Here is an 18,796-nt window from a genome sequence, read left to right as displayed (position 1 = left end):
TTATTCCGTACAGGTCATCAACGCAGGTAATGCATCAGGACGCCCAGGAGGGCAATCAGGCCGATGATCATCGCGAAGGCGTAGTGATAGAGGAAACCGGATTGGGTGCGACGCAGCAGGTTGGCCGCCAGATCGATCAGGCGTGCCGAACCGTTGACCACCACACCATCGACGATGTTCGTGTCGATCGCGCGCGAAACCTTGCCCAGCTTGATGCCGCCACCGGCGAAACCGCCGATCCAGAGCTTGTCGAACCCGTACTTGTTCTCCAGCACCGACACCAGCGGCGCAAAGGTCTTGCGCGCGCGGGTTGCCAGTTCCGGCTTCCACAGATAGAACAGGACCGCCAGCAGGAAGCCTGCCAGGGTCAGCCACACGGCCGGGCCCTTCATGGCATGGCCAACGAAGCCGATCGGACCGTGGAATTCTTCAGCCAGGGCGCCAATGGTGTTGCGCGCCGGGTCGTAGAAATCGACCACGCCGGTGAAGAAGGAATGCACCTGGCCCGGGATGCCGTGCTCGGCATGGTGACCGGCCCAGTCGGTGCCGTACAGCATCGGACCGATGCTGAAGAAACCGATGAAGATGGACGGAATCGCCAGCAGGATCAGCGGCAGCGTCACCACCCACGGGGTTTCGTGCGGCTCATGCGGACCGTGGCCATGGCCGTGGTCGTCATGGTGCGCGTCACCGTGGTGGGCGTCGGCATGATGGGCATCTGCATGCGCATCAGCGGCATGGTGATCGTCATGGGCATGGCCATGCGCGTGGTCATCATGCGCGTCGCGGAAGCGCTCCTTGCCATGGAAGGTCAGGAACAGCAGGCGGAAGCTGTAGAAGCTGGTGACGATCACGCCACCCAGCACGGCCCAGTAGCCATAGGTCGCCACCCAGCTCGACGAGAACTCGGCGTGATGCTTGGCCGCCTCGATGATGGTGTCCTTGGAGTAGAAGCCGGAGAAGAACGGCGTACCGACCAGGGCCAGGGTACCGATCCACATGGTGATGAAGGTGATCGGCATGTACTTGCGCAGGCCGCCCATCTTGCGCATGTCCTGCTCGTGGTGCATGGCGATGATCACCGAGCCCGCGCCGAGGAACAGCAGCGCCTTGAAGAAGGCGTGGGTCATCAGGTGGAACACGGCCGCCGAATAGGCCGACACGCCCAGCGCCACGGTCATGTAACCCAGCTGGGACAGCGTGGAGTACGCGACGACGCGCTTGATGTCGTTCTGCACGATGCCGATCAGGCCGGTGAAGAACGCGGTGGTGGCACCGATGAACAGCACGAAGTTGAGCGCGGTCTGCGACAGCTCGAACAGCGGCGACATGCGGGTGACCATGAAGATGCCCGCGGTGACCATCGTCGCGGCGTGGATCAGCGCCGAGATCGGAGTCGGGCCTTCCATCGAGTCCGGCAGCCACACGTGCAGCGGAACCTGGGCCGACTTGCCCATGGCGCCGATGAACAGGCAGATGCAGATGATGGTGGCGGTCGCCCAGATGACCGGTGCCTCGGTGATCTGGATGGTGCTGCCAAACAGGCTGATCGCACCGGACCACACCTGGATGTGCGAGTACTGGCTGTTGACCAGCATGTCCGAGGCATTGGCGAACACGGTGGCGTAGTCCAGCGAACCGAACACCCACAGCACGCCGGCGATACCCAGGATGAAGCCGAAATCACCCACGCGGTTGACCAGGAACGCCTTCATGTTGGCGAAGATCGCGGTCGGGCGCTTGAACCAGAAGCCGATCAGCAGGTACGACACCAGGCCCACTGCTTCCCAGCCGAAGAACAGCTGCAGGAAGTTGTTGCTCATCACCAGGGTGAGCATCGAGAAGGTGAACAGCGAGATGTAGCTGAAGAAGCGCTGGTAACCCGGGTCATCCTGCATGTACCCGATGGTGTACACGTGGACCAGGAAGGACACGAAGGTGACCACGACCATCATCATCGCGGTCAGCTTGTCGATCATGAAACCGACATGCGCCGAATACTGGCCGACCTCGAAGAAGGTGTAGACGTTCTGGTTGAACGGCTGCGCGCCACCCCACAGCAGCTGGTAGAAAACGTAGCTGGACAGCACGCAGCTGACCGCGACACCCAGGATGGTGACGGTCTGCGCGCCGATGCGCCCTACCTGACGACCGAACAGGCCAGCGATGATGCTGCCGACCAGCGGTGCAAGCACCACTGCGATCAACAGACTCTTGGAGAGAGTAATTTCCATCTACGGATCAGCCCTTCAGCGAATCGACTTCGCCGACATTGATGGTGCGGCGGGTACGGAACAGGGTTACCAGGATCGCGAGGCCGATCGCGGCCTCGGCCGCGGCCACGGTGAGGATGAAGAACACGAACAGCTGCCCGGCCGTGTCACCCATTTCGCGCGAGAACCCGACGAAGTTGATGTTCACCGACAGCAGCATCAGTTCGATGGACATCAACAGCACGATGATGTTCTTGCGGTTGAGGAAGATGCCGGCAAGGCTGATGCAGAACAGCAGCGCGCCGAGTGCCAGGATATGACCGAGGGTGATCACGGGGCAGCCTCCTCGTTGCTGGACGGCTTGGTGTTGGTGTGGACCACCGGGGTTTCCGACGCCATCTTGACCACGCGCAGGCGGTCGCGGCCCTTGACCATGGTCTGCTCGGTCGGGTTCTGGGTCTTCAGGCCGGTGCGGCGACGCAGGGTCAGCATCACGGCGGCGACCACGGCCACGGTCAGGATGACGGCGGCGAACTCGAACGGCAGCAGGTATTCGGTGAACAGGCTGCGTGCCAGCCAGGTGATGTTGGAGCTGTCGGCGGCCAGCGCAGCGGCGTTGTCGGCCGGCAGCGGGTTGACCGCCCTGCCCTTCACGCCGATCAGGATCAGCATCTGCACCAGCATGGTGACCGCGACCACCAGCCCGAGCGGCAGGTAACGGACCCAGCCTTCGCGCAGGTTGGAGGCGTCGATGTCGAGCATCATCACCACGAACAGGAACAGCACCATCACCGCGCCGACGTAGACCAGGACCAGTGCCACGCCGAGGAATTCAGCCCCGACCAGGATCCAGATGCAGGCCACGGAGAAGAAGGTCAGGATCAGGCACAGCACGGCGTAGACCGGATTGCGCACGCTGATCACCGCCGCAGCGGAAATGCCCGCCACGATGGAGAAGACCCAGAAGAAGATATTTACCCAATCCATCATTCAACCTCAGCGGAAAGCGGCATCGGCGGCACGACGCTCGGCGATTTCGGCTTCAAGCCGATCACCGATGGCCAGCAGCTGCGGCTTGGTAACGATGTTTTCGCCACGGTTCTCGAAGTGGTACTCGAGAATATGGGTCTCGACGATCGAGTCCACCGGGCAGCTTTCTTCACAGAAGCCGCAGAAGATGCACTTGAACAGATCGATGTCGTAGCGGGTGGTACGGCGGGTGCCGTCTTCGCGCTTGGCCGAATCGATGGTGATGGCCAGCGCCGGGCACACCGCTTCGCACAGCTTGCAGGCGATGCAGCGCTCTTCCCCGTTGGGGTAGCGGCGCAGCGCATGCAGGCCACGGAAACGCGGCGACTGTGGGAACTTCTCCATCGGGTACATCAGCGTGTACTTGGGCTTGAACGTGTACTTCAGGGTCAGCCACAGACCGCCGAGCAGCTCGAGCAGGAGCAGGCTTTTGAAGTAATGGGTAATTCGATTCATCACTTAGACGCCCTTCTGGATCACGCCGTAGAACACCATCACAGCCGTTACCGCAATCCACGCGATGGTGAGCGGGATGAAGACCTTCCAGCCCAGACGCATGATCTGGTCATAACGGAAACGCGGGAAGCTGGCACGGAACCAGATGTAGGCGCTGGCGAAGAAGAACACCTTCAACAGCAGCCACGGGGCACCGCCCTTCCAGATCCAGTCGATCCACGGCGAGATGTCCGCCGTGATCCAGCCCTGCAACGGGCTCAGCCAACCGCCGAGGAAGAAGATCGAGATCAGGAAGCTGATCAGGATCATGTTGGCGTATTCGGCCAGGAAGAACAGCGCGAACGCACCGCCGGAGTACTCGACCATGTGGCCGGCGACGATTTCCGATTCACCTTCCACCACGTCGAACGGCGCGCGGTTGGTTTCGGCAACGCCGGACACCCAGTACACGATGAACAGCGGGAACAGCGGAATCAGGAACCAGTCGAAGAAGCCGGAGTTACCGGCCTGCGCCATCACGATGTTGCTCAGGTTCAGGCTGCCGGCGGCGATCATCACGCCGACCAGGGCAAAGCCCATGGCGATTTCGTAACTGATCATCTGCGCCGAGGCGCGCATGGCACCCAGGAACGCGTACTTGGAGTTGGACGCCCAACCGGCCAGGATGATGCCGTACACGCCCAGCGAGGTCATCGCCAGCAGGTACAGCAGGCCGGCGTTGGCGTTGGACAGCACCACCTGTGCATCGAACGGCACCACCGACCAGGCCGCGAAGGCCGGTGCTAGAGTGATCAGCGGCGCCAGCACGAACATCGCCTTGTGCGAGCTCGCCGGCTGGATGATCTCCTTGAACAGCAGCTTGAAGACGTCGGCGAAGGCCTGGAAGATGCCCATGCCCACGTACATCGGGCCGTGGCGGACGTGCATCCAGCCGATCAGCTTGCGTTCCCAGACCACGAAGAACGCCACCGCGATGATCACCGGCATGGCGATCACCAGGATCTTCAGCACGATCCACAGCAGCGCGCCGATTTCACCCAGGCCCAGGAGCCATTGGTGGAGCGGGTCGACCGCGTTCAACAGCAATTCGTTCATGCAGCCACCACCGTTACGCGTGCGGCACCCAGCGGTGCGGTTGCACCGTGGCCCGATTCAATCCAGACCGAGCCCGCGGCGACGCGGGCGTCGACCACCACCGGCAGCGTGGCGCGACCGGCATCGGTGCCGACCTTGGCCATCTGCCCTTCGACCAGCTGCAGGCGGGCGGCGTCATCGGCATTGAGCACGATGCGCGGCGCGGCGTTGAGCGGGTGCGACTGCAGCGCCTGGGCGCGGCGGACCACCGCATCGGTGCGGTAGATCGCAGCGGTGGACGCCACTTCCAGGCCGTCGCCGGTCACCGGCGTTGCCGCCGAGGTGGACACGGTGACGCTGACCGGAGCCAGGCTGGCACGCAGGCCGGCCAGGTCGGTGAACTCGAAACCGGCCAGGGCCAGTTCGCCGCCCAGTGCGCGCAGCACCCGCCAGCCTTCACGGGCCTCGCCCGGCAGCTTGCCGCCGGCACGGGCCGACTGCTCGCGACCATCGAGGTTGGTCAGGGTGGCGTCGATTTCCGGCAGCGCGCCAATCGGCAGGATCACATCGGCCACATCGCGGGTCGAGGCGCAGGCGAACTGGCTGAAAGCCACCACCTGGGCACCGGCCAGCGCCTTGCGGGCGGCGGCGGTATCGGCGAAATCCAAACCCGGCTCGATGCCGTACAGGGCATAGGCCTTGCGCGGCTGGGCCAGCATGGCGTTGACGTCCCTGCCGGCCGGCAGCACGCCGGCGCGGGACAGGCCCACGGCATTGGCGCCCTGCGGAATGCGGCACAGCTTGGCACCGGTGGCGGCGGCGAAATCACGCGCGGCAGCGCGGATCGCGGCGGCCTGCGGGTGGTTTTCGGCGATGCCACCGACGATCAGCACGGCAGTGCCGGTCACGGCCTGGCGCAGCTCGGCGTTGCCCAGGGCCTGGACGAACTTCGACGGGGCCACGATCTGCTTGCCGGCCAGCTTGAAGGCGAAATCGAAATCGACCGGGTTGATCGCGTGGATCTTCGCGTTGCGCGTGGTCTGCGCCTTGCGCAGGCGGGCGTGCAGCAGCGGCAGCTCGTGGCGGATGTTGCTGCCGAGCACGACAATGCTGTCGGCGCCTTCGATCTCGGCCAGCGACAGGCCGAAGATCTCGGCAGTGGCGGCGTCGGAGAAGTCGCGGTTGTTGATGCGGTGGTCGATGTTGCCGGTGCCCAGGCCGCTGGCGAGACGGGCCAGCAGGGCGCCCTCCTCGTTCGAGGCCGACGGGTGCACCAGCACGCCGAGGTCGTCGCCCTTGTTGGCCGACAGGATCTCGCGGGCAGCGGCCAGGCCTTCAGCCCAGCTCACTTCCTGCCATTCGCCGTTGACCTTGCGCAGCGGCTTGACGGCGCGGTCGGCGCTGTACAGGCCCTGGTGCGAATAACGGTCGCGGTCGGACAGCCAGCATTCGTTGACCAGTTCGTTGTCGCGCGGCACCGAACGCAGCACTTCGCCGCGGCGCACGTGCAGGAACAGGTTCGAGCCCATCGCGTCGTGGTAACCCAGCGACTCGCGCGCCGTCAGTTCCCACGGACGGGCGCGGAACTGGAACACCTTGTTGGTCAGCGCGCCGACCGGGCAGACGTCGACGACGTTGCCGGACAGCTCGGTGGTCAGCGGCTTGCCGTCGTAGGTGCCGATCTGCAGGTTTTCACCGCGGTACATGCCACCCAGTTCGTAGGTACCGGCAACGTCGGCGGTGAAGCGGACGCAGCGGGTGCACTGGATGCAGCGGGTCATTTCGGTGGCGACCAGCGGACCGATGTCCTCGTCGGGCACCACGCGCTTGCGCTCATTGAAGCGGCTCACCGAACGGCCGTAGCCGAGCGAGACGTCCTGCAGCTCGCACTCGCCGCCCTGGTCGCAGATCGGGCAGTCCAGCGGGTGGTTGATGAGCAGGAACTCCATCACCGAACGCTGGAACTTCAAGGCCTTCTCGCTGCGGGTGGCGACCTTCATGCCATCCATCACCGGGGTGGCGCAGGCCGGCGCAGGCTTGGGCGACTTTTCAACGTCGACCAGGCACATGCGGCAGTTGGCCGCGATCGGCAGCTTCTCGTGGTAGCAGAAGCGCGGGATCGAAATGCCCGCCTTGTCGGCGGCCTGGATGATCATCGAGCCCTTGGGCACGACCAGGGACTGGCCGTCGATCTCGACGGTCACATGCCCTTCCGGCACGATCGCCGGGGTGCCACCAGGATTGTTGGGTTGCGCGCTCATGCGGCGGCTGCCTCCACCTTCTTGCCGTCAACCATCGAATGACCGTTGACGATGTAGTACTCGAATTCGTCCCAGAACTGGCGCAGGAAGCCCTGGATGGGCCATGCCGCCGCTTCACCGAACGCGCAGATGGTGTGGCCTTCGATCTGGCCGGCCACTGCCTTCAACTGGTGCAGGTCTTCCATGGTGGCCTTGCCGGCGACGATGCGCTCGAGCACGCGGTGCATCCAGCCGGTGCCTTCACGGCACGGGGTGCACTGGCCACAGGATTCCTTGTGGAAGAACTGGCTGATGCGGCAGGCGAACTTGACGCAGCAGACGCTGTCGTCGAGCACCACGATGGCACCCGAACCCAGGCCGGTGCCCAGGGCACGCAGGGTGTCGTAGTCCATCTGCAGGCCCTTGAGCTCTTCGGCCTTCAGCACCGGCATCGAGACGCCGCCCGGCACCGCGCCCTTGAGGGTGCGGCCCGGCTTGAGGCCGCCGGCCATTTCCAGCAGCTCGTCGAAGGTGGTGCCCAGCGGCACTTCGAAGTTGCCGCCCTTTTGCACGCAACCGGAGACCGAGAAGATCTTCGGGCCGCCGTTCTTGGTCAGGCTCAGGCCCTGGAACCACTCCGGGCCGTTGCGGATGATCGCCGGCACCGAGGCATAGGTCTCGGTGTTGTTGATCGTCGACGGCTTGCCGTACAGGCCGAAGTTGGCCGGGAACGGCGGCTTGTAGCGCGGCTGGCCCTTCTTGCCTTCCAGCGACTCCATCAGCGCGGTTTCTTCGCCGCAGATGTAGGCGCCGGCGCCGAGCGCGCCATAGATGTCGATGTCCACGCCGCTGCCGAGGATGTCCTTGCCCAGCCAGCCGTTCGCATACGCGTCGGCCAGGGCCTGCTCGAAGTTCTCGAACGGCTCGTGGTGGAACTCACCGCGCAGGTAGTTGTAGCCCACGGTGCTGCCGGTGGCGTAGCAGGCGATCGCCATGCCTTCCACCACCGAATGCGGGTTGTAGCGCAGGATGTCGCGGTCCTTGCAGGTACCCGGCTCGGATTCGTCCGAGTTGCACAGGATGTACTTCTGCATGGTGCCCTTGGGCATGAAGGACCACTTCAGGCCGGTCGGGAAGCCGGCGCCACCGCGGCCGCGCAGGTTCGACTGCTTGACCATCTCGATGACCTGCTCCGGCGAGATCTTCTCTTCGAGGATCTTGCGCAGGGCGGCATAACCACCGGTCTTGAGGTAGTTCTCGTACGACCACGGGGTGTCGTAGTGCAAGGTGGTGTAGACCACCTGGTGCGGCAGCGGTGCGGGACCGACCGGACCCTGGGGTGCGTGATGATGTGCCATGTCTTACTCCAACCCGTCCAGCAGCTCGTCGACTTTCTCGACGGTCAGGCGCTCGTGGTAATGGCCGTTGATGACCATCATCGGCGCACCGGCGCAACCGGCCAGGCATTCTTCTTCACGCTTGAGGTAGATGCGGCCATCGGCGGTGGACTGGCCGGTCTTGCAGCCGAGCTTCTTCTCGGCATGCGCGACCAGGTCTTCGGCGCCGTTCAACCAGCAGCTGATGTTGGTGCAGAAGGCAACGTTGTGGCGGCCGACCTTTTCCAGCTCGAACATCGAGTAGAAACTGGCCACTTCGTAGGCCCACACCGGCGGCAGGTCCAGGTACTTGGCCACGCCGGCGATCAGCTCGTCGGTCAACCAACCGGCGTTCTGTTCCTGGGCGGCGTGCAGCCCCTGCAGCACCGCCGAACGCTTGCGGTCCGGCGGGAACTTGGACAGCCAGTGATCGATGTGCGCGCGCGTCTTGTCGCTCAACACCACCATCGGGTCGACGTCGCGCGCCGCCTCGAAATTACCCGTCGCCTTCATCGGCCGACCTCAGCGAATACCAAATCGTTAAAAACCAGAACCTGCAGCGCCGGCAGCAGCCGGCGGGTGTCAGGCATCGTGCATGCGGTGGCCATTACCGGTCCACCTCGCCGAACACCAGGTCGTAGGTGCCGATCATGGCCACCACGTCGGCGAGCATGTGACCGCGCACGACCGAGTCGATCGAGGACAGATGGGCGAAGCCCGGCGCGCGCAGGTGCACGCGGAACGGCTTGTTGGCGCCATCGGACATCAGGTAGCAGCCGAATTCGCCCTTGGGCGCTTCGACCGCGGCGTAGGTTTCGCCGGCCGGGACGCAGTAGCCTTCACTGAACAGCTTGAAGTGATGGATCAGCGCTTCCATGTCGTCCTTCATGTCCTCGCGGCTGGGCGGGGCGACCTTGAAGTTCTTGACCATGACCGGGCCGGGGTTGGCACGCAGCCACTGCACGCACTGCTTGATGATGCGGTTGGATTCGCGCATCTCGGCCACGCGGACCAGGTAGCGGTCGTAGCAGTCGCCTTCCTTGCCCAGCGGGATGTCGAAATCCACGGCATCGTACTTGGCGTACGGCTGCTTCTTGCGCAGGTCCCAGGCCACGCCCGAGCCACGCAGCATCACGCCGGTCATGCCCCAGGCATGCGCCAGTTCCGGGCTGACCACGCCGATGCCGACCGTACGCTGCTTCCAGATACGGTTGTCGGTGAGCAGGGTTTCGTATTCGTCGACGCGGCCGGGGAACTCGACCGTGAAGTTTTCCAGGAAGTCCAGCAGCGAACCTTCGCGCGAGGCGTTGAGGTTCTTCAGGGCCTTGCCCTTGTGCCAGCGCGATTCCTTGTACTTGGGCATCTGGTCCGGCAGGTCGCGGTAGACGCCGCCCGGACGGTAGTACGCCGCGTGCATGCGCGCGCCGCTGACCGCTTCGTAGCAGTCCATCAGCTCTTCGCGTTCGCGGAAGGCGTACAGCATCACCGCCATCGCGCCCAGGTCGAGCGCGTTGGAACCCAGCCACATCAGGTGGTTCAGGATGCGGGTGATCTCATCGAACATGGTGCGGATGTACTGGGCACGCTCGGGCGCTTCGATTCCCATCAGGGTTTCGATGGCGCGCACGTAGGCGTGCTCGTTGCACATCATGGACACGTAATCCAGGCGGTCCATGTAACCGATGGACTGGTTGAACGGCTTGGATTCGGCCAGCTTTTCGGTACCACGGTGCAGCAGGCCGACGTGCGGGTCGGCGCGCATGATGGTTTCGCCGTCCATTTCCAGGATCAGGCGCAGCACACCGTGCGCGGCCGGATGCTGGGGACCGAAGTTCATGGTGTAGTTGCGGATTTCCTGGCGCAGTTCGGCCGGGTTGCTCGCAAACGCCTGGTGGGCTTGGTGGATCTGGCTCACTTGCTTGCCTCCGTCTGCGCGCTTTCGCCGGCAGCGGTCTGGAAACGGGCGTCGTCACGGATCACGCGCGGCACGCCGACACGCGGCTCGACCGAGGTGACCGGCTCATAGACAACGCGCTTCTTTTCTTCGTCGTAGCGGACTTCGACGTTGCCGATCAGCGGGAAGTCCTTGCGGAACGGATGCCCCACGAAGCCGTAGTCGGTCAGGATGCGGCGCAGGTCCGGGTGGCCTTCGAAGATCACGCCGAACAGGTCGAACGCTTCGCGCTCGAACCAGTTCAGGCCCGGCCACACGCTGGTCAGCGAGGCGACCACCGGCAGTTCCTCGTTCGGCGCAAAGCAGCGGATGCGCATGGTGAGGTTGTGCTGGTAGGAACGCAGCTGGGCGACCACGGCGTAGCGCTGCAGCGGCACCGGCTGCGGCTGGGCGCCATCGCTGGTTTCGCGGGTGGGGAACTCGCCCCAGGCGAAACGGCCGACGGACTTGCCCTCGACGCCACGGCTGAAGCCCTGCGAGGAGACATCGGAGGTGTCCCACTCGTCGCTGCCGTAGCCGAGGTAATCCAGGCCGCACAGGTCAACGGCCTGCTCGAAACCGAATTCGTCGCGCAGCGCCAGAGCGGTGGCATGCCAGTCAGCGGCGGGCACTTCCAGCGTCACTTCGCCGCGGGGTTCGACCACGAAGACCTGCGCACCAGCGAAACGTGCGGAAAGTCGGTCGATGAAGGATGCTTGCTCTGCCATGGGGGCTTGGCGTGCTCTTGTCAGGAGGAATGTCAGCGGGCGATGGTCTGCGTACGCCAGATCTTCTTCTGCAGCTGCAGGATCCCGTACACCAGCGCTTCGGCGGTAGGCGGACAACCGGGGACGTACACGTCCACCGGCACCACGCGGTCGCAACCACGCACCACTGCATACGAGTAGTGGTAGTAGCCGCCACCGTTGGCGCAGCTGCCCATGGAGATGACCCACTTCGGGTCCGGCATCTGGTCGTAGACCTTGCGCAGGGCCGGGGCCATCTTGTTGACCAGGGTACCGGCCACGATCATCACGTCGGACTGGCGCGGCGACGGGCGGAACACCACGCCGTAGCGGTCAAGGTCCAGGCGCGCGGCACCGGCATGCATCATTTCAACCGCGCAGCAGGCCAGACCGAAGGTCATGGGCCACATCGAGCCGGTACGTGCCCAGTTCAACAGCGCGTCGACGCTGGTGGTCACATAGCCCTTCTCGAGCAGCGGGTTGTCGCCTTCGGGGCGAAGGATGTCATCGACCCGCCCTTCCGGGACCGGGTTGTTCATCAGGCCATCGAGAGTCTGAATTACTCCCATTCCAGCGCTCCCTTCTTCCAGACGTAAATGAAACCGAGGAAAAGCATGCCCACGAACAGGCCCATCGTGACCAGCGAACGTGCGCCCAGCTCCATGAAGACCTGGGTCCACGGCACGATGAAGATGATTTCCAAGTCAAATACGATGAACTGGATGGCGATCAGGTAGTAGCGCACATCGAACTTCATGCGCGCGTCCTCGAAAGCCTCGAAGCCGCATTCGTACGGCGAGAGCTTTTTCAGATCGGGACGCCGGGGACCGAGGAACCGGCCGACCAGCATCAGCGCAACGCCGATACCGGTGGCAACAATCAGAAACAGCAGAGACGGCAAATATTCGGCCAGCACAGCGATTCTCTCTTGCCTCTGCCGCCACGCCTGCAGGCGTCTTGGCATGGGGGAGTGGACGGAAAACGCTACTGGCGCTTTGCGCGCCAGACGTATCCGCTTACAAACAAAATGGTGCCCAAGAGGGGACTCGAACCCCTACGACCTAAGTCGCTACCACCTCAAGGTAGTGCGTCTACCAATTCCGCCACCTGGGCTTACGTATCGCGCCGGGAGTTCCAATCGAATCCCCCAACGCGCCGCATATTGTAACCGTCTTCAGGGAGTCTGGGAGCCTTCCGAAGGCTTTTCTTCACCCGATTTCGGCGTTTCCGCCTGAGCCGGCACAGTAGCCTGCGGAACCGGCTGCTGGGCAGCGGCTTCCGGGGCCTTCGGCACGGCCGGCATCTCGCCAGCGGGAACCGCCGGCGCGGCAGGCGCCACCGGGGCAGACATCACGCCGAGGTCCTGCTGGACCGCCGGGCGCGCGCCATGGCTGGCGTACCAGGCCATGAACAGGCTGATGCCGAAGAACACCACGGCCAGCCACTTGGTCGACTTGGACAGGAAGTTGGACGCGCCGCGCGCGCCGAACACCGTGCCCGAAGCGCCGGCACCGAAACCCGAGCCTGCGGCCGCGCCGGAACCACGCTGCATCAGGATGAGCGCGATCATGGACACCGCGACCAGCACGTAGACCACATTGAGGATCAACATCAGCATTTCGAATCCGCCCTCGGGCATGTCAAATAGCGGCCGCCGCATGGGCGATGGCCAGGAAATCCGCGGCCACCAGCGAGGCGCCGCCCACCAGCCCACCATCGACATCGGGCTGCGCGAACAGTTCCGCTGCGTTGTCGGGCTTCACGCTGCCGCCGTACAGGATGGGCAACGAATCGGCAATTCTAGCATCGAGCTTGGCCACTTCGCCACGGATGAACGCGTGGACCTGCTGGGCCTGCTCCTTGGTAGCGGTGCGGCCGGTGCCAATGGCCCAGACCGGCTCGTAGGCCACCACGGCATGCTGGAAGCCGGCCGGGCCGACCAGCTCCAGCACGGGCGCCAGCTGGCTGGCGATGACGTCTTCGGTCTGGCCAGCCTCACGCTGGTCCAGGGTTTCGCCCACGCACAGCACCGGCACCAGGCCGGCATGCAGGGCGGCGGCGAACTTGCGGGCCACCAGCTCGCTGCTCTCATTGTGGTACTGGCGACGCTCGGAATGGCCGACCAGCCCATAGCGGGCACCGACGTCGGCCAGCATGGCGGCGCAGACTTCGCCGGTGTAGGCGCCCTTTTCGTTGGAGCTGACGTCCTGTGAGCCAAAAGCGACGGCACGGCCCTCGAAGGCCTCGACCAGCTCACCCAGGTACGGAAGCGGCGGCAGGATGACGACCTCTACCCCACCCTTCGGCAGGCTGGCGACGATATCGCTGACCAGCTCGGTCGCGAATTGACGGCTGCCGTGCAGCTTCCAGTTACCGGCGACGATCTTGCGGCGCATGGGGGGCTCCTTTGGGGTATCAGCCGGCAATGATACCGGATGTAACGAATGCGCGTTTCCCGAAAACGCTTACATTTCAAATGGATATTGGATACAGGTCGGACCAGCCCACCGGATCCGCGATGGGCCCATGGTTGATTGATCCCGATCCCGATACGCCCGCACCAGGTCGTAGCCCCGGCCGTTGGCCGGACCATCACGGATTGATGGACCCGGATCCAAGAGCGTCCGTCCAACGGCCGGGGCTACGCTGAAATGAACAAGGCCACCCTTCGGTGGCCTTGTTCTTATTTCAGCTTGATCTCACGCAGCCGCTCTTCGAGGAAGCCATGCGCGGTGATCGGCTCCGGGTAGCGGCTCGGGTTTTCCGGGGTGATGCAGGTCGGCAGCACGTCGATCAGGAAGTCCGGGTTGGGGTGCAGGAAGAACGGCACCGAGTAACGCGGCTGGCGCGCCTGTTCGCCCGGGGGGTTGACCACGCGGTGGATCGTGGACGGGTACACGTGGTTGGTCAGGCGCTGCAGCATGTCGCCGATGTTGACCACGATGGTGTCCGCGTCCGAGGTGAACGGCACCCACTTGCCCTCGTGCGACTGCACTTCCAGGCCGGCCGCGCTGGCGCCCACCAGCAGCGTGATGAAGTTGATGTCGCCATGCGCGCCCGCGCGCACGTTCGGGATGTCGTCGGCGGTGATCGGCGGGTAGTGGATCGGGCGCAGGATCGAATTGCCGTTGTTGGTCTTGTCCGCGAAGAAATCGATCGGCAGGCCGATATGCAGCGCCAGGGCCGACAGCACGCGCGAGCCCAGCTTGTCCAGTTCCTGGTACAGGCCGTAGCCCTTCTCCTTGAAGCCCGGGACCTCGGTCGGCCACAGGTTGGGGGCCATCACGTCACGGTACTTCGAGTCGTCCGGGATCTCACGGCCGATATGCCAGAACTCCTTCAGGTCGAAGTGCTTGGAGCCCTTCGCCGTTTCCACCCCGAACGGCGTGTAGCCACGCGCACCGCCGGTGCCCGGCAGGTGGTACTGCAGCTTGGTGGCTTCCGGCAGCGCGAAGAAGGCTTTGAATACGTCGTAGGCCGCGTCGATGTCCGCCTGCGGGATGCCGTGGTTGCGGATGCCCGCGAAACCCCATTCACGGTAGGCCGCCCCCAGCTCGGCGACGAAGGCATCGCGGTCACTGTCGAAACGGGTGATGTCGAGGGTGGGGATCTGGCTCACAGCGATTCCTGGCTTGTTCGTGGTGGGTATGCGGGGCCACGCCTGTGGCCCGGCTGAACATTGTGCCAGATCGGACAATCGACGCCGCCGATAGGTTGATACAAACCGATACAATGCGCCCGCCCACCGCGTCGACGCGGCCGGGCGGCACAGGACGCCGCCGCCACGTCTTCCGATTCACCCTATCTGACCGACCCTGCATGGACGTATCGCGCCCCGCCTCCCCTTCGCCCGCACCCACGCGCTGGACGCGACTGGGCTGGCTGAGCCTGTTCACCGCCATCAACGCCTGCGTGGCCATTGCCATCGCCTTGGGCAACACGCCCCTGCAGGACAACCCAGGTGGCGCATTGGGGCTGGGCTATCTGGCCCTCGCCCTTCCGGGTCATTTCCTTGCCTTCGGCAGCCTGGTGTCGCTGCTGCCACTGGCCGTGGGGCTGTGGCCGCGCTCGCCGCGGCCGCTGGTGGTCAGCGCCGTGCTGCTGCAGGGCCTGTGGCTGTGCCTGCTGCTGGTGGATGCAAAGGTCTTCGCGCTGTACCGCTTCCACCTCAATGCCATGGTGATGAACATGGTGTTCGGGGGCGCGCTGCAGGACCAGGTGGCCCTGTCCTGGCAGAGCTGGCTGCAGTCGCTGGGCGTGCTGGCGGCCGTGGCCACCGCCGAAGTCCTGCTGGCCTGGGCCTGCTGGAAACTGGTGCCCGACCGCGCCCGGCGCCGCCCGGTGCTGTTGGCCTGGGCTGCCGGACTGGCGCTGATGGCTACCGGCCAGATCGCCACGGCCTATTACGACGCCCTGGGCGAGCGTGCCGTGACCGGCCAGTGGGCCTACCTCCCGTGGGCGCAGCCGATCACCGCCAAGCGCCACATGCACCGCCTTGGCGTACGCAGCCTGCCGCAGGCCAACCTGCCCGATCCGCGCCACAGCCAGTTGCAGTACCCGCTGCAGCCGCTGCGCTGCCAGAGCCACACCCGACCCAATGTGCTGGTGGTGGTGCTCGAATCGCTGCGGCATGACGCGCTGGATGCCACCACCATGCCCAACACCTGGGCGCTGGCGCAGCAAGCGGAGGTGTTCGACCGCCACTACAGCAGCGGCAATGCCACCCGTTATGGCCTGTTCGGCCTGCTCTACGGCCTGCCCGGCGGCTACTGGTCCAGCATGCTCAGCGAACAGCGCGGCTCGATCCTGTTCGAGGTGCTGCAGCAACAGGGCTACGACCTGCACCTGTACGGCAGTGCACCGCTGTACAGCCCCGAATTCGACCGCACCGTGTTCGCCCAGGTACGCGACCAGCTGCATACCGCGCCGTCGTCGTTGGCGGTCGCCGCGCGTGACCAGCACATCGTCGATGCGCTCGGTGCGGACATCCGCCAGCCCGGCGGCGGCCACTGGTTCGGCATGGTGTTCCTGGACAGCACCCACGCGCCGTACCACCTGCCGGAGGCCTACCCTGCGCTGGCCACGCCGATGGCCACGGACGTGAACTTCCTTGCCTTCGACGACGAGCACGACGCCACGCCCGAGCGCAACCGCTATCGCACCGCCGTGCATTACACCGATGCCTTGATCGGCCAGCTGCTGGCGACCCTTCGCGAGAGTGGCCAGGCCGACAACACCATCGTGCTGGTCACCGGCGACCACGCCGAAGAATTCAACGACCTGGGCCTGAACTACTGGGGCCACAACGGCAACTTCTCTGACTACCAGATGCAGGTGCCGTTCGTGCTGCACTGGCCCGGGCGTGACCCGGCACGGCACGACGCCGCCAGCAGCCACGAAGACTGGGTGCCGACCCTGATGCGTCACGGGCTGGGCTGCGAGAACGCGCTGGCCGATTTCAGCACCGGCCAGGACCTGTTCGACGCCACCCGCCCTGCGCGGCCCCTGCTGGTGGAAAGCTGGTCGCAGCGCGGCATCCGTGAAGGCGACCGCACCTACGTATTCGACAAGTTCGGCAACGCCACCACCCTGGACGCCCACTACCTGCCCCTGCACGACCAGCCGCCGGACCCGGCGGCAGTGCGCACTGCCTGGAACGCGTTGACCCACTTCCGCAAGCAATGACGTTGATTATCCAGACCCCTGGAACGTTCATGATGAACAAGCCCCTTAAAATCCTGCACACGGAAGCCGCCAAGGGATTTGGCGGCCAGGAGATCTACATCTACCGGCACATGCTGGCCATGCGCGAGCGCGGCCACGACGTGTCGCTGCTGTGCCAGCCCGGTGCACGCCTGGGCGAAGTGGCGCGCGAAGCGGGCTTCACCGTGCATGCGCTGAAGATGGGTGGGCTGCTGCGGTTGCTGCGCGGCATCTGGTCGGTGAAACGGCTGGTGCGCCGGCACACCTATGACGTGGTCAGCACCACCAGCCGCCGCGACGCACTCATTGCCGCCGCCGGTGCGCGCCTGGCCGGCGCGCCGCTGGTGGTGCGCTCACGGCACCTGATGAGCCCGGTCAACTCCCTGCTCACCTACACCGGCCTGCCGCACCGGGTGCTGACCGTGAGCAGCTTCGTGAAGCAGCTGCTGGTCCACCGCGGCGTGGCCGACGGCCACATCGGCATCGTTCCGCCCATCGCCGTGCCGCCGCAGTGGTCGCAGGCGCACAGTGATGATGCCTGGCAGTGCCTGCAGGAAACCCGTGCCGAGGTTCGCCGCGAACTCGGCTTCACCGATGACCAGATCGTCGTCGGCTGCGTCGCGGTGCTGCGCGAAGCCAAGGGCCATGCCGACCTGCTGCGCGCCATGGCCCCGCTGTGCCGCCAGCAGCCGAACCTGCAGCTGGTGATCGTGGGCGACGGCCAGCCCGTGCTGGATCAACTCAAGGCGCTGCGCGAAGCGCTCGGCATCGCCGCGCAGGTCCACCTGCTCGGCTACCGCCACGGCGCCTGCCGGTTGATGACCGGCTTCGACATCTTTGCCCTGGCCACCCACAAGGAGGCGGCCGGCACGGTGTTCCTCGAGGCCGCCTACGTCGGCGTGCCGATCGTGGCCACCCGCGTCGGCGGCGTGCCGGAGATGCTGGTGGAAGGCAGCAATGCCCTGCTCGCCCCGCTCGGCGACCGGGCCGCGCTCACCCGCGCGCTGCAGACCCTGGTCGAGCAGCCGGAGCGCCGCCGGCAGATGGGCCAGGCCGGGTGGGACTGGATGCGCAGCGCGCACCGCTTCACCCCGACCGGGCACACTGAAGCCACCGAACACTACTACCACCAGTGGTTGAAGGAACTGGGCCATGGCCAACGCTAGAACCGTGCCGGTGCTGATGCACCACCACGTGTCGCCCTCGCCGGGCATGATCACGGTGTCGCCGGAGAATTTTGAAAGCCAGATCGCCTGGCTGGCCGGCAACGGCTGGACCTCGCTCACGCTCGAGCAGTACGCCGGCTTCCTGGCCGGCAAGCCCGTCCCACGGAAGTCCATCGTGATCACCTTCGATGACGGTTACCTGGACAACTGGGTGTACGCCCACCCCATCCTGCAGAAGTACGGCATGCACGCCGTGGTGTTCGTGGTCACCGGCTGGATGGGCGAAGGCCCGGTACGGCCGCACGCCGGCCAGCCCGGTGCGGCACTGCCCGCCACGCCCGACCACCGCGGCTGTGAGGCGGCGATCCTGCGCGAGAACCGCCACGACGACGTGATGATGCGCTGGAGCGAAGCGCGCGCCATGATCGACGCCGGCACCTTCGAAGTGCACTGCCACACCCACACCCACACGCGCTGGATGAAGCAGGACATCAGCCGCGAGCAGAAGCGCGAAGGCATCACCCGCGACCTGGAAATGGCGCGCAGCGTGCTGCAGGAACAGCTCGGCGAAGTGTCCGACACGCTGTGCTGGCCCTACGGCGATTTCGACGAGGACTACCTGCCCATCGCACGCGCGCAGGGCTTCCGCTACCTGCACACCACCCACCCGTTCGGCCGCAACGTGGTCGGCGGCGATCCGGAACACATCTACCGTTTCGCCATCCGCAACCGCCCCGCCAGCTGGCTGCGCAAGCGCATCGCGTGGAGTTACCACCCATTGATCGCGCCGGTGTTCAACCGGTTCAAGGCGAAGCAGAAGAAGATGGTGCCGGGACCGTAGCGCAAAAAACCCGGCCGAA

Annotated in this window: 18 protein-coding genes and 1 tRNA gene; 3 read left to right on the top strand and 16 right to left on the bottom strand. The window is 65.1% G+C overall.

All coding sequences use genetic code 11. The annotated features are described in order from the left end of the window. Positions 1 to 17 precede the first annotated feature (17 nt). From nuoL to QE395_RS05930, 16 genes are all read right to left on the bottom strand, one after another. Entirely contained in the window at positions 18 to 2,234 is a 2,217-nt protein-coding gene (gene nuoL / locus QE395_RS06005; RefSeq protein ID WP_306987964.1) for an NADH-quinone oxidoreductase subunit L, read from the bottom strand. Between the two features lie 7 nt (positions 2,235 to 2,241). Beyond that, entirely contained in the window at positions 2,242 to 2,547 is a 306-nt protein-coding gene (gene nuoK, locus QE395_RS06000; RefSeq protein WP_068853402.1) for an NADH-quinone oxidoreductase subunit NuoK, read from the bottom strand. Next, positions 2,544 to 3,203, bottom strand: coding sequence for an NADH-quinone oxidoreductase subunit J (locus tag QE395_RS05995; RefSeq protein ID WP_176472628.1), 660 nt, complete (start codon positions 3,201 to 3,203; stop codon positions 2,544 to 2,546). Before QE395_RS05995 ends, nuoK begins: the two co-directional genes overlap by 4 nt. Before the next feature lie 6 nt (positions 3,204 to 3,209). Then, on the bottom strand, positions 3,210 to 3,698 hold the full coding sequence (gene nuoI, locus QE395_RS05990; protein ID WP_068853404.1) for an NADH-quinone oxidoreductase subunit NuoI: 489 nt from the start codon (positions 3,696 to 3,698) through the stop codon (positions 3,210 to 3,212). A 3-nt stretch (positions 3,699 to 3,701) separates the two neighbouring features. Further along, positions 3,702 to 4,793 carry an NADH-quinone oxidoreductase subunit NuoH gene (gene nuoH, locus QE395_RS05985; protein WP_306987961.1) on the bottom strand — a complete coding sequence of 364 codons (1,092 nt, stop codon included), beginning with the start codon at positions 4,791 to 4,793 and terminating at the stop codon, positions 3,702 to 3,704. Beyond that, complete coding sequence (gene nuoG / locus QE395_RS05980) at positions 4,790 to 7,033, bottom strand: NADH-quinone oxidoreductase subunit NuoG (protein ID WP_306987958.1); 2,244 nt, start codon at positions 7,031 to 7,033, stop codon at positions 4,790 to 4,792. Before nuoG ends, nuoH begins: the two co-directional genes overlap by 4 nt. Next, complete coding sequence (gene nuoF, locus QE395_RS05975) at positions 7,030 to 8,370, bottom strand: NADH-quinone oxidoreductase subunit NuoF (protein ID WP_093532774.1); 1,341 nt, start codon at positions 8,368 to 8,370, stop codon at positions 7,030 to 7,032. The genes nuoG and nuoF overlap by 4 nt, the downstream gene beginning before the upstream one ends. A gap of 3 nt (positions 8,371 to 8,373) precedes the next feature. Beyond that, positions 8,374 to 8,901, bottom strand: coding sequence for an NADH-quinone oxidoreductase subunit NuoE (nuoE, locus tag QE395_RS05970; protein WP_070207226.1), 528 nt, complete (start codon positions 8,899 to 8,901; stop codon positions 8,374 to 8,376). A 94-nt stretch (positions 8,902 to 8,995) separates the two neighbouring features. Continuing rightward, positions 8,996 to 10,303 carry an NADH-quinone oxidoreductase subunit D gene (locus QE395_RS05965; RefSeq protein ID WP_068853412.1) on the bottom strand — a complete coding sequence of 436 codons (1,308 nt, stop codon included), beginning with the start codon at positions 10,301 to 10,303 and terminating at the stop codon, positions 8,996 to 8,998. Further along, complete coding sequence (locus QE395_RS05960; RefSeq protein ID WP_068853414.1) at positions 10,300 to 11,049, bottom strand: NADH-quinone oxidoreductase subunit C; 750 nt, start codon at positions 11,047 to 11,049, stop codon at positions 10,300 to 10,302. Before QE395_RS05960 ends, QE395_RS05965 begins: the two co-directional genes overlap by 4 nt. Positions 11,050 to 11,081: 32 nt before the next feature. Further along, positions 11,082 to 11,636, bottom strand: coding sequence for an NADH-quinone oxidoreductase subunit B (locus QE395_RS05955; RefSeq protein ID WP_017354657.1), 555 nt, complete (start codon positions 11,634 to 11,636; stop codon positions 11,082 to 11,084). Next, positions 11,627 to 11,983, bottom strand: a complete 357-nt coding sequence (locus QE395_RS05950; RefSeq protein WP_026069699.1) for an NADH-quinone oxidoreductase subunit A — start codon at positions 11,981 to 11,983, stop codon at positions 11,627 to 11,629. The genes QE395_RS05955 and QE395_RS05950 overlap by 10 nt, the downstream gene beginning before the upstream one ends. Positions 11,984 to 12,095: 112 nt before the next feature. Next, positions 12,096 to 12,180: transfer RNA gene (locus tag QE395_RS05945), tRNA-Leu, on the bottom strand. A gap of 61 nt (positions 12,181 to 12,241) precedes the next feature. Further along, positions 12,242 to 12,685 (bottom strand): preprotein translocase subunit SecG, encoded by a 444-nt coding sequence (gene secG, locus QE395_RS05940; protein WP_093532795.1) that lies wholly within the window; start codon positions 12,683 to 12,685, stop codon positions 12,242 to 12,244. A gap of 22 nt (positions 12,686 to 12,707) precedes the next feature. Further along, positions 12,708 to 13,463 (bottom strand): triose-phosphate isomerase, encoded by a 756-nt coding sequence (tpiA, locus tag QE395_RS05935; RefSeq protein WP_306987948.1) that lies wholly within the window; start codon positions 13,461 to 13,463, stop codon positions 12,708 to 12,710. A 287-nt stretch (positions 13,464 to 13,750) separates the two neighbouring features. Continuing rightward, positions 13,751 to 14,686 (bottom strand): 2-oxoglutarate and iron-dependent oxygenase domain-containing protein, encoded by a 936-nt coding sequence (locus QE395_RS05930; protein ID WP_068853418.1) that lies wholly within the window; start codon positions 14,684 to 14,686, stop codon positions 13,751 to 13,753. Between the two features lie 200 nt (positions 14,687 to 14,886). Here QE395_RS05930 and QE395_RS05925 point away from each other — a divergent pair, with 200 nt between their 5' ends. From QE395_RS05925 to QE395_RS05915, 3 genes are read left to right on the top strand one after another with little or no spacing between them, the layout of a single operon-like run. Beyond that, positions 14,887 to 16,752 carry a sulfatase-like hydrolase/transferase gene (locus QE395_RS05925; RefSeq protein WP_306987946.1) on the top strand — a complete coding sequence of 622 codons (1,866 nt, stop codon included), beginning with the start codon at positions 14,887 to 14,889 and terminating at the stop codon, positions 16,750 to 16,752. A gap of 32 nt (positions 16,753 to 16,784) precedes the next feature. Further along, entirely contained in the window at positions 16,785 to 17,936 is a 1,152-nt protein-coding gene (locus tag QE395_RS05920; protein ID WP_306987944.1) for a glycosyltransferase family 4 protein, read from the top strand. Continuing rightward, entirely contained in the window at positions 17,923 to 18,777 is an 855-nt protein-coding gene (locus QE395_RS05915) for a polysaccharide deacetylase family protein (RefSeq protein ID WP_306987942.1), read from the top strand. The genes QE395_RS05920 and QE395_RS05915 overlap by 14 nt, the downstream gene beginning before the upstream one ends. The last annotated feature ends 19 nt before the right edge of the window (positions 18,778 to 18,796 follow it).

This window comes from Stenotrophomonas sp. SORGH_AS_0282, assembly GCF_030818125.1.
Taxonomy (GTDB): Bacteria; Pseudomonadota; Gammaproteobacteria; order Xanthomonadales; family Xanthomonadaceae; genus Stenotrophomonas; species Stenotrophomonas rhizophila_A.
The sequence above is the reverse complement of the archived record's forward strand: the minus strand, read 5'-3'. Positions and strand labels throughout refer to the sequence as shown.

Bases quoted from the DNA above. Each gene is read 5' to 3' on its own strand.
- nuoH (WP_306987961.1), bottom strand. From the start codon at position 4,793: ATGAACGAATTGCTGTTGAACGCGGTCGACCCGCTCCACCAATGGCTC.
- QE395_RS05925 (WP_306987946.1), top strand. From the start codon at position 14,887: ATGGACGTATCGCGCCCCGCCTCCCCTTCGCCCGCACCCACGCGCTGG.
- QE395_RS05920 (WP_306987944.1), top strand. From the start codon at position 16,785: ATGAACAAGCCCCTTAAAATCCTGCACACGGAAGCCGCCAAGGGATTT.
- QE395_RS05955 (WP_017354657.1), bottom strand. From the start codon at position 11,636: ATGGGAGTAATTCAGACTCTCGATGGCCTGATGAACAACCCGGTCCCG.
- tpiA (WP_306987948.1), bottom strand. From the start codon at position 13,463: ATGCGCCGCAAGATCGTCGCCGGTAACTGGAAGCTGCACGGCAGCCGT.
- nuoI (WP_068853404.1), bottom strand. From the start codon at position 3,698: ATGAATCGAATTACCCATTACTTCAAAAGCCTGCTCCTGCTCGAGCTG.
- nuoG (WP_306987958.1), bottom strand. From the start codon at position 7,033: ATGAGCGCGCAACCCAACAATCCTGGTGGCACCCCGGCGATCGTGCCG.
- nuoL (WP_306987964.1), bottom strand. From the start codon at position 2,234: ATGGAAATTACTCTCTCCAAGAGTCTGTTGATCGCAGTGGTGCTTGCA.
- QE395_RS05915 (WP_306987942.1), top strand. From the start codon at position 17,923: ATGGCCAACGCTAGAACCGTGCCGGTGCTGATGCACCACCACGTGTCG.
- QE395_RS05960 (WP_068853414.1), bottom strand. From the start codon at position 11,049: ATGGCAGAGCAAGCATCCTTCATCGACCGACTTTCCGCACGTTTCGCT.
- secG (WP_093532795.1), bottom strand. From the start codon at position 12,685: ATGCTGATGTTGATCCTCAATGTGGTCTACGTGCTGGTCGCGGTGTCC.
- nuoF (WP_093532774.1), bottom strand. From the start codon at position 8,370: ATGGCACATCATCACGCACCCCAGGGTCCGGTCGGTCCCGCACCGCTG.
- nuoE (WP_070207226.1), bottom strand. From the start codon at position 8,901: ATGAAGGCGACGGGTAATTTCGAGGCGGCGCGCGACGTCGACCCGATG.
- QE395_RS05995 (WP_176472628.1), bottom strand. From the start codon at position 3,203: ATGATGGATTGGGTAAATATCTTCTTCTGGGTCTTCTCCATCGTGGCG.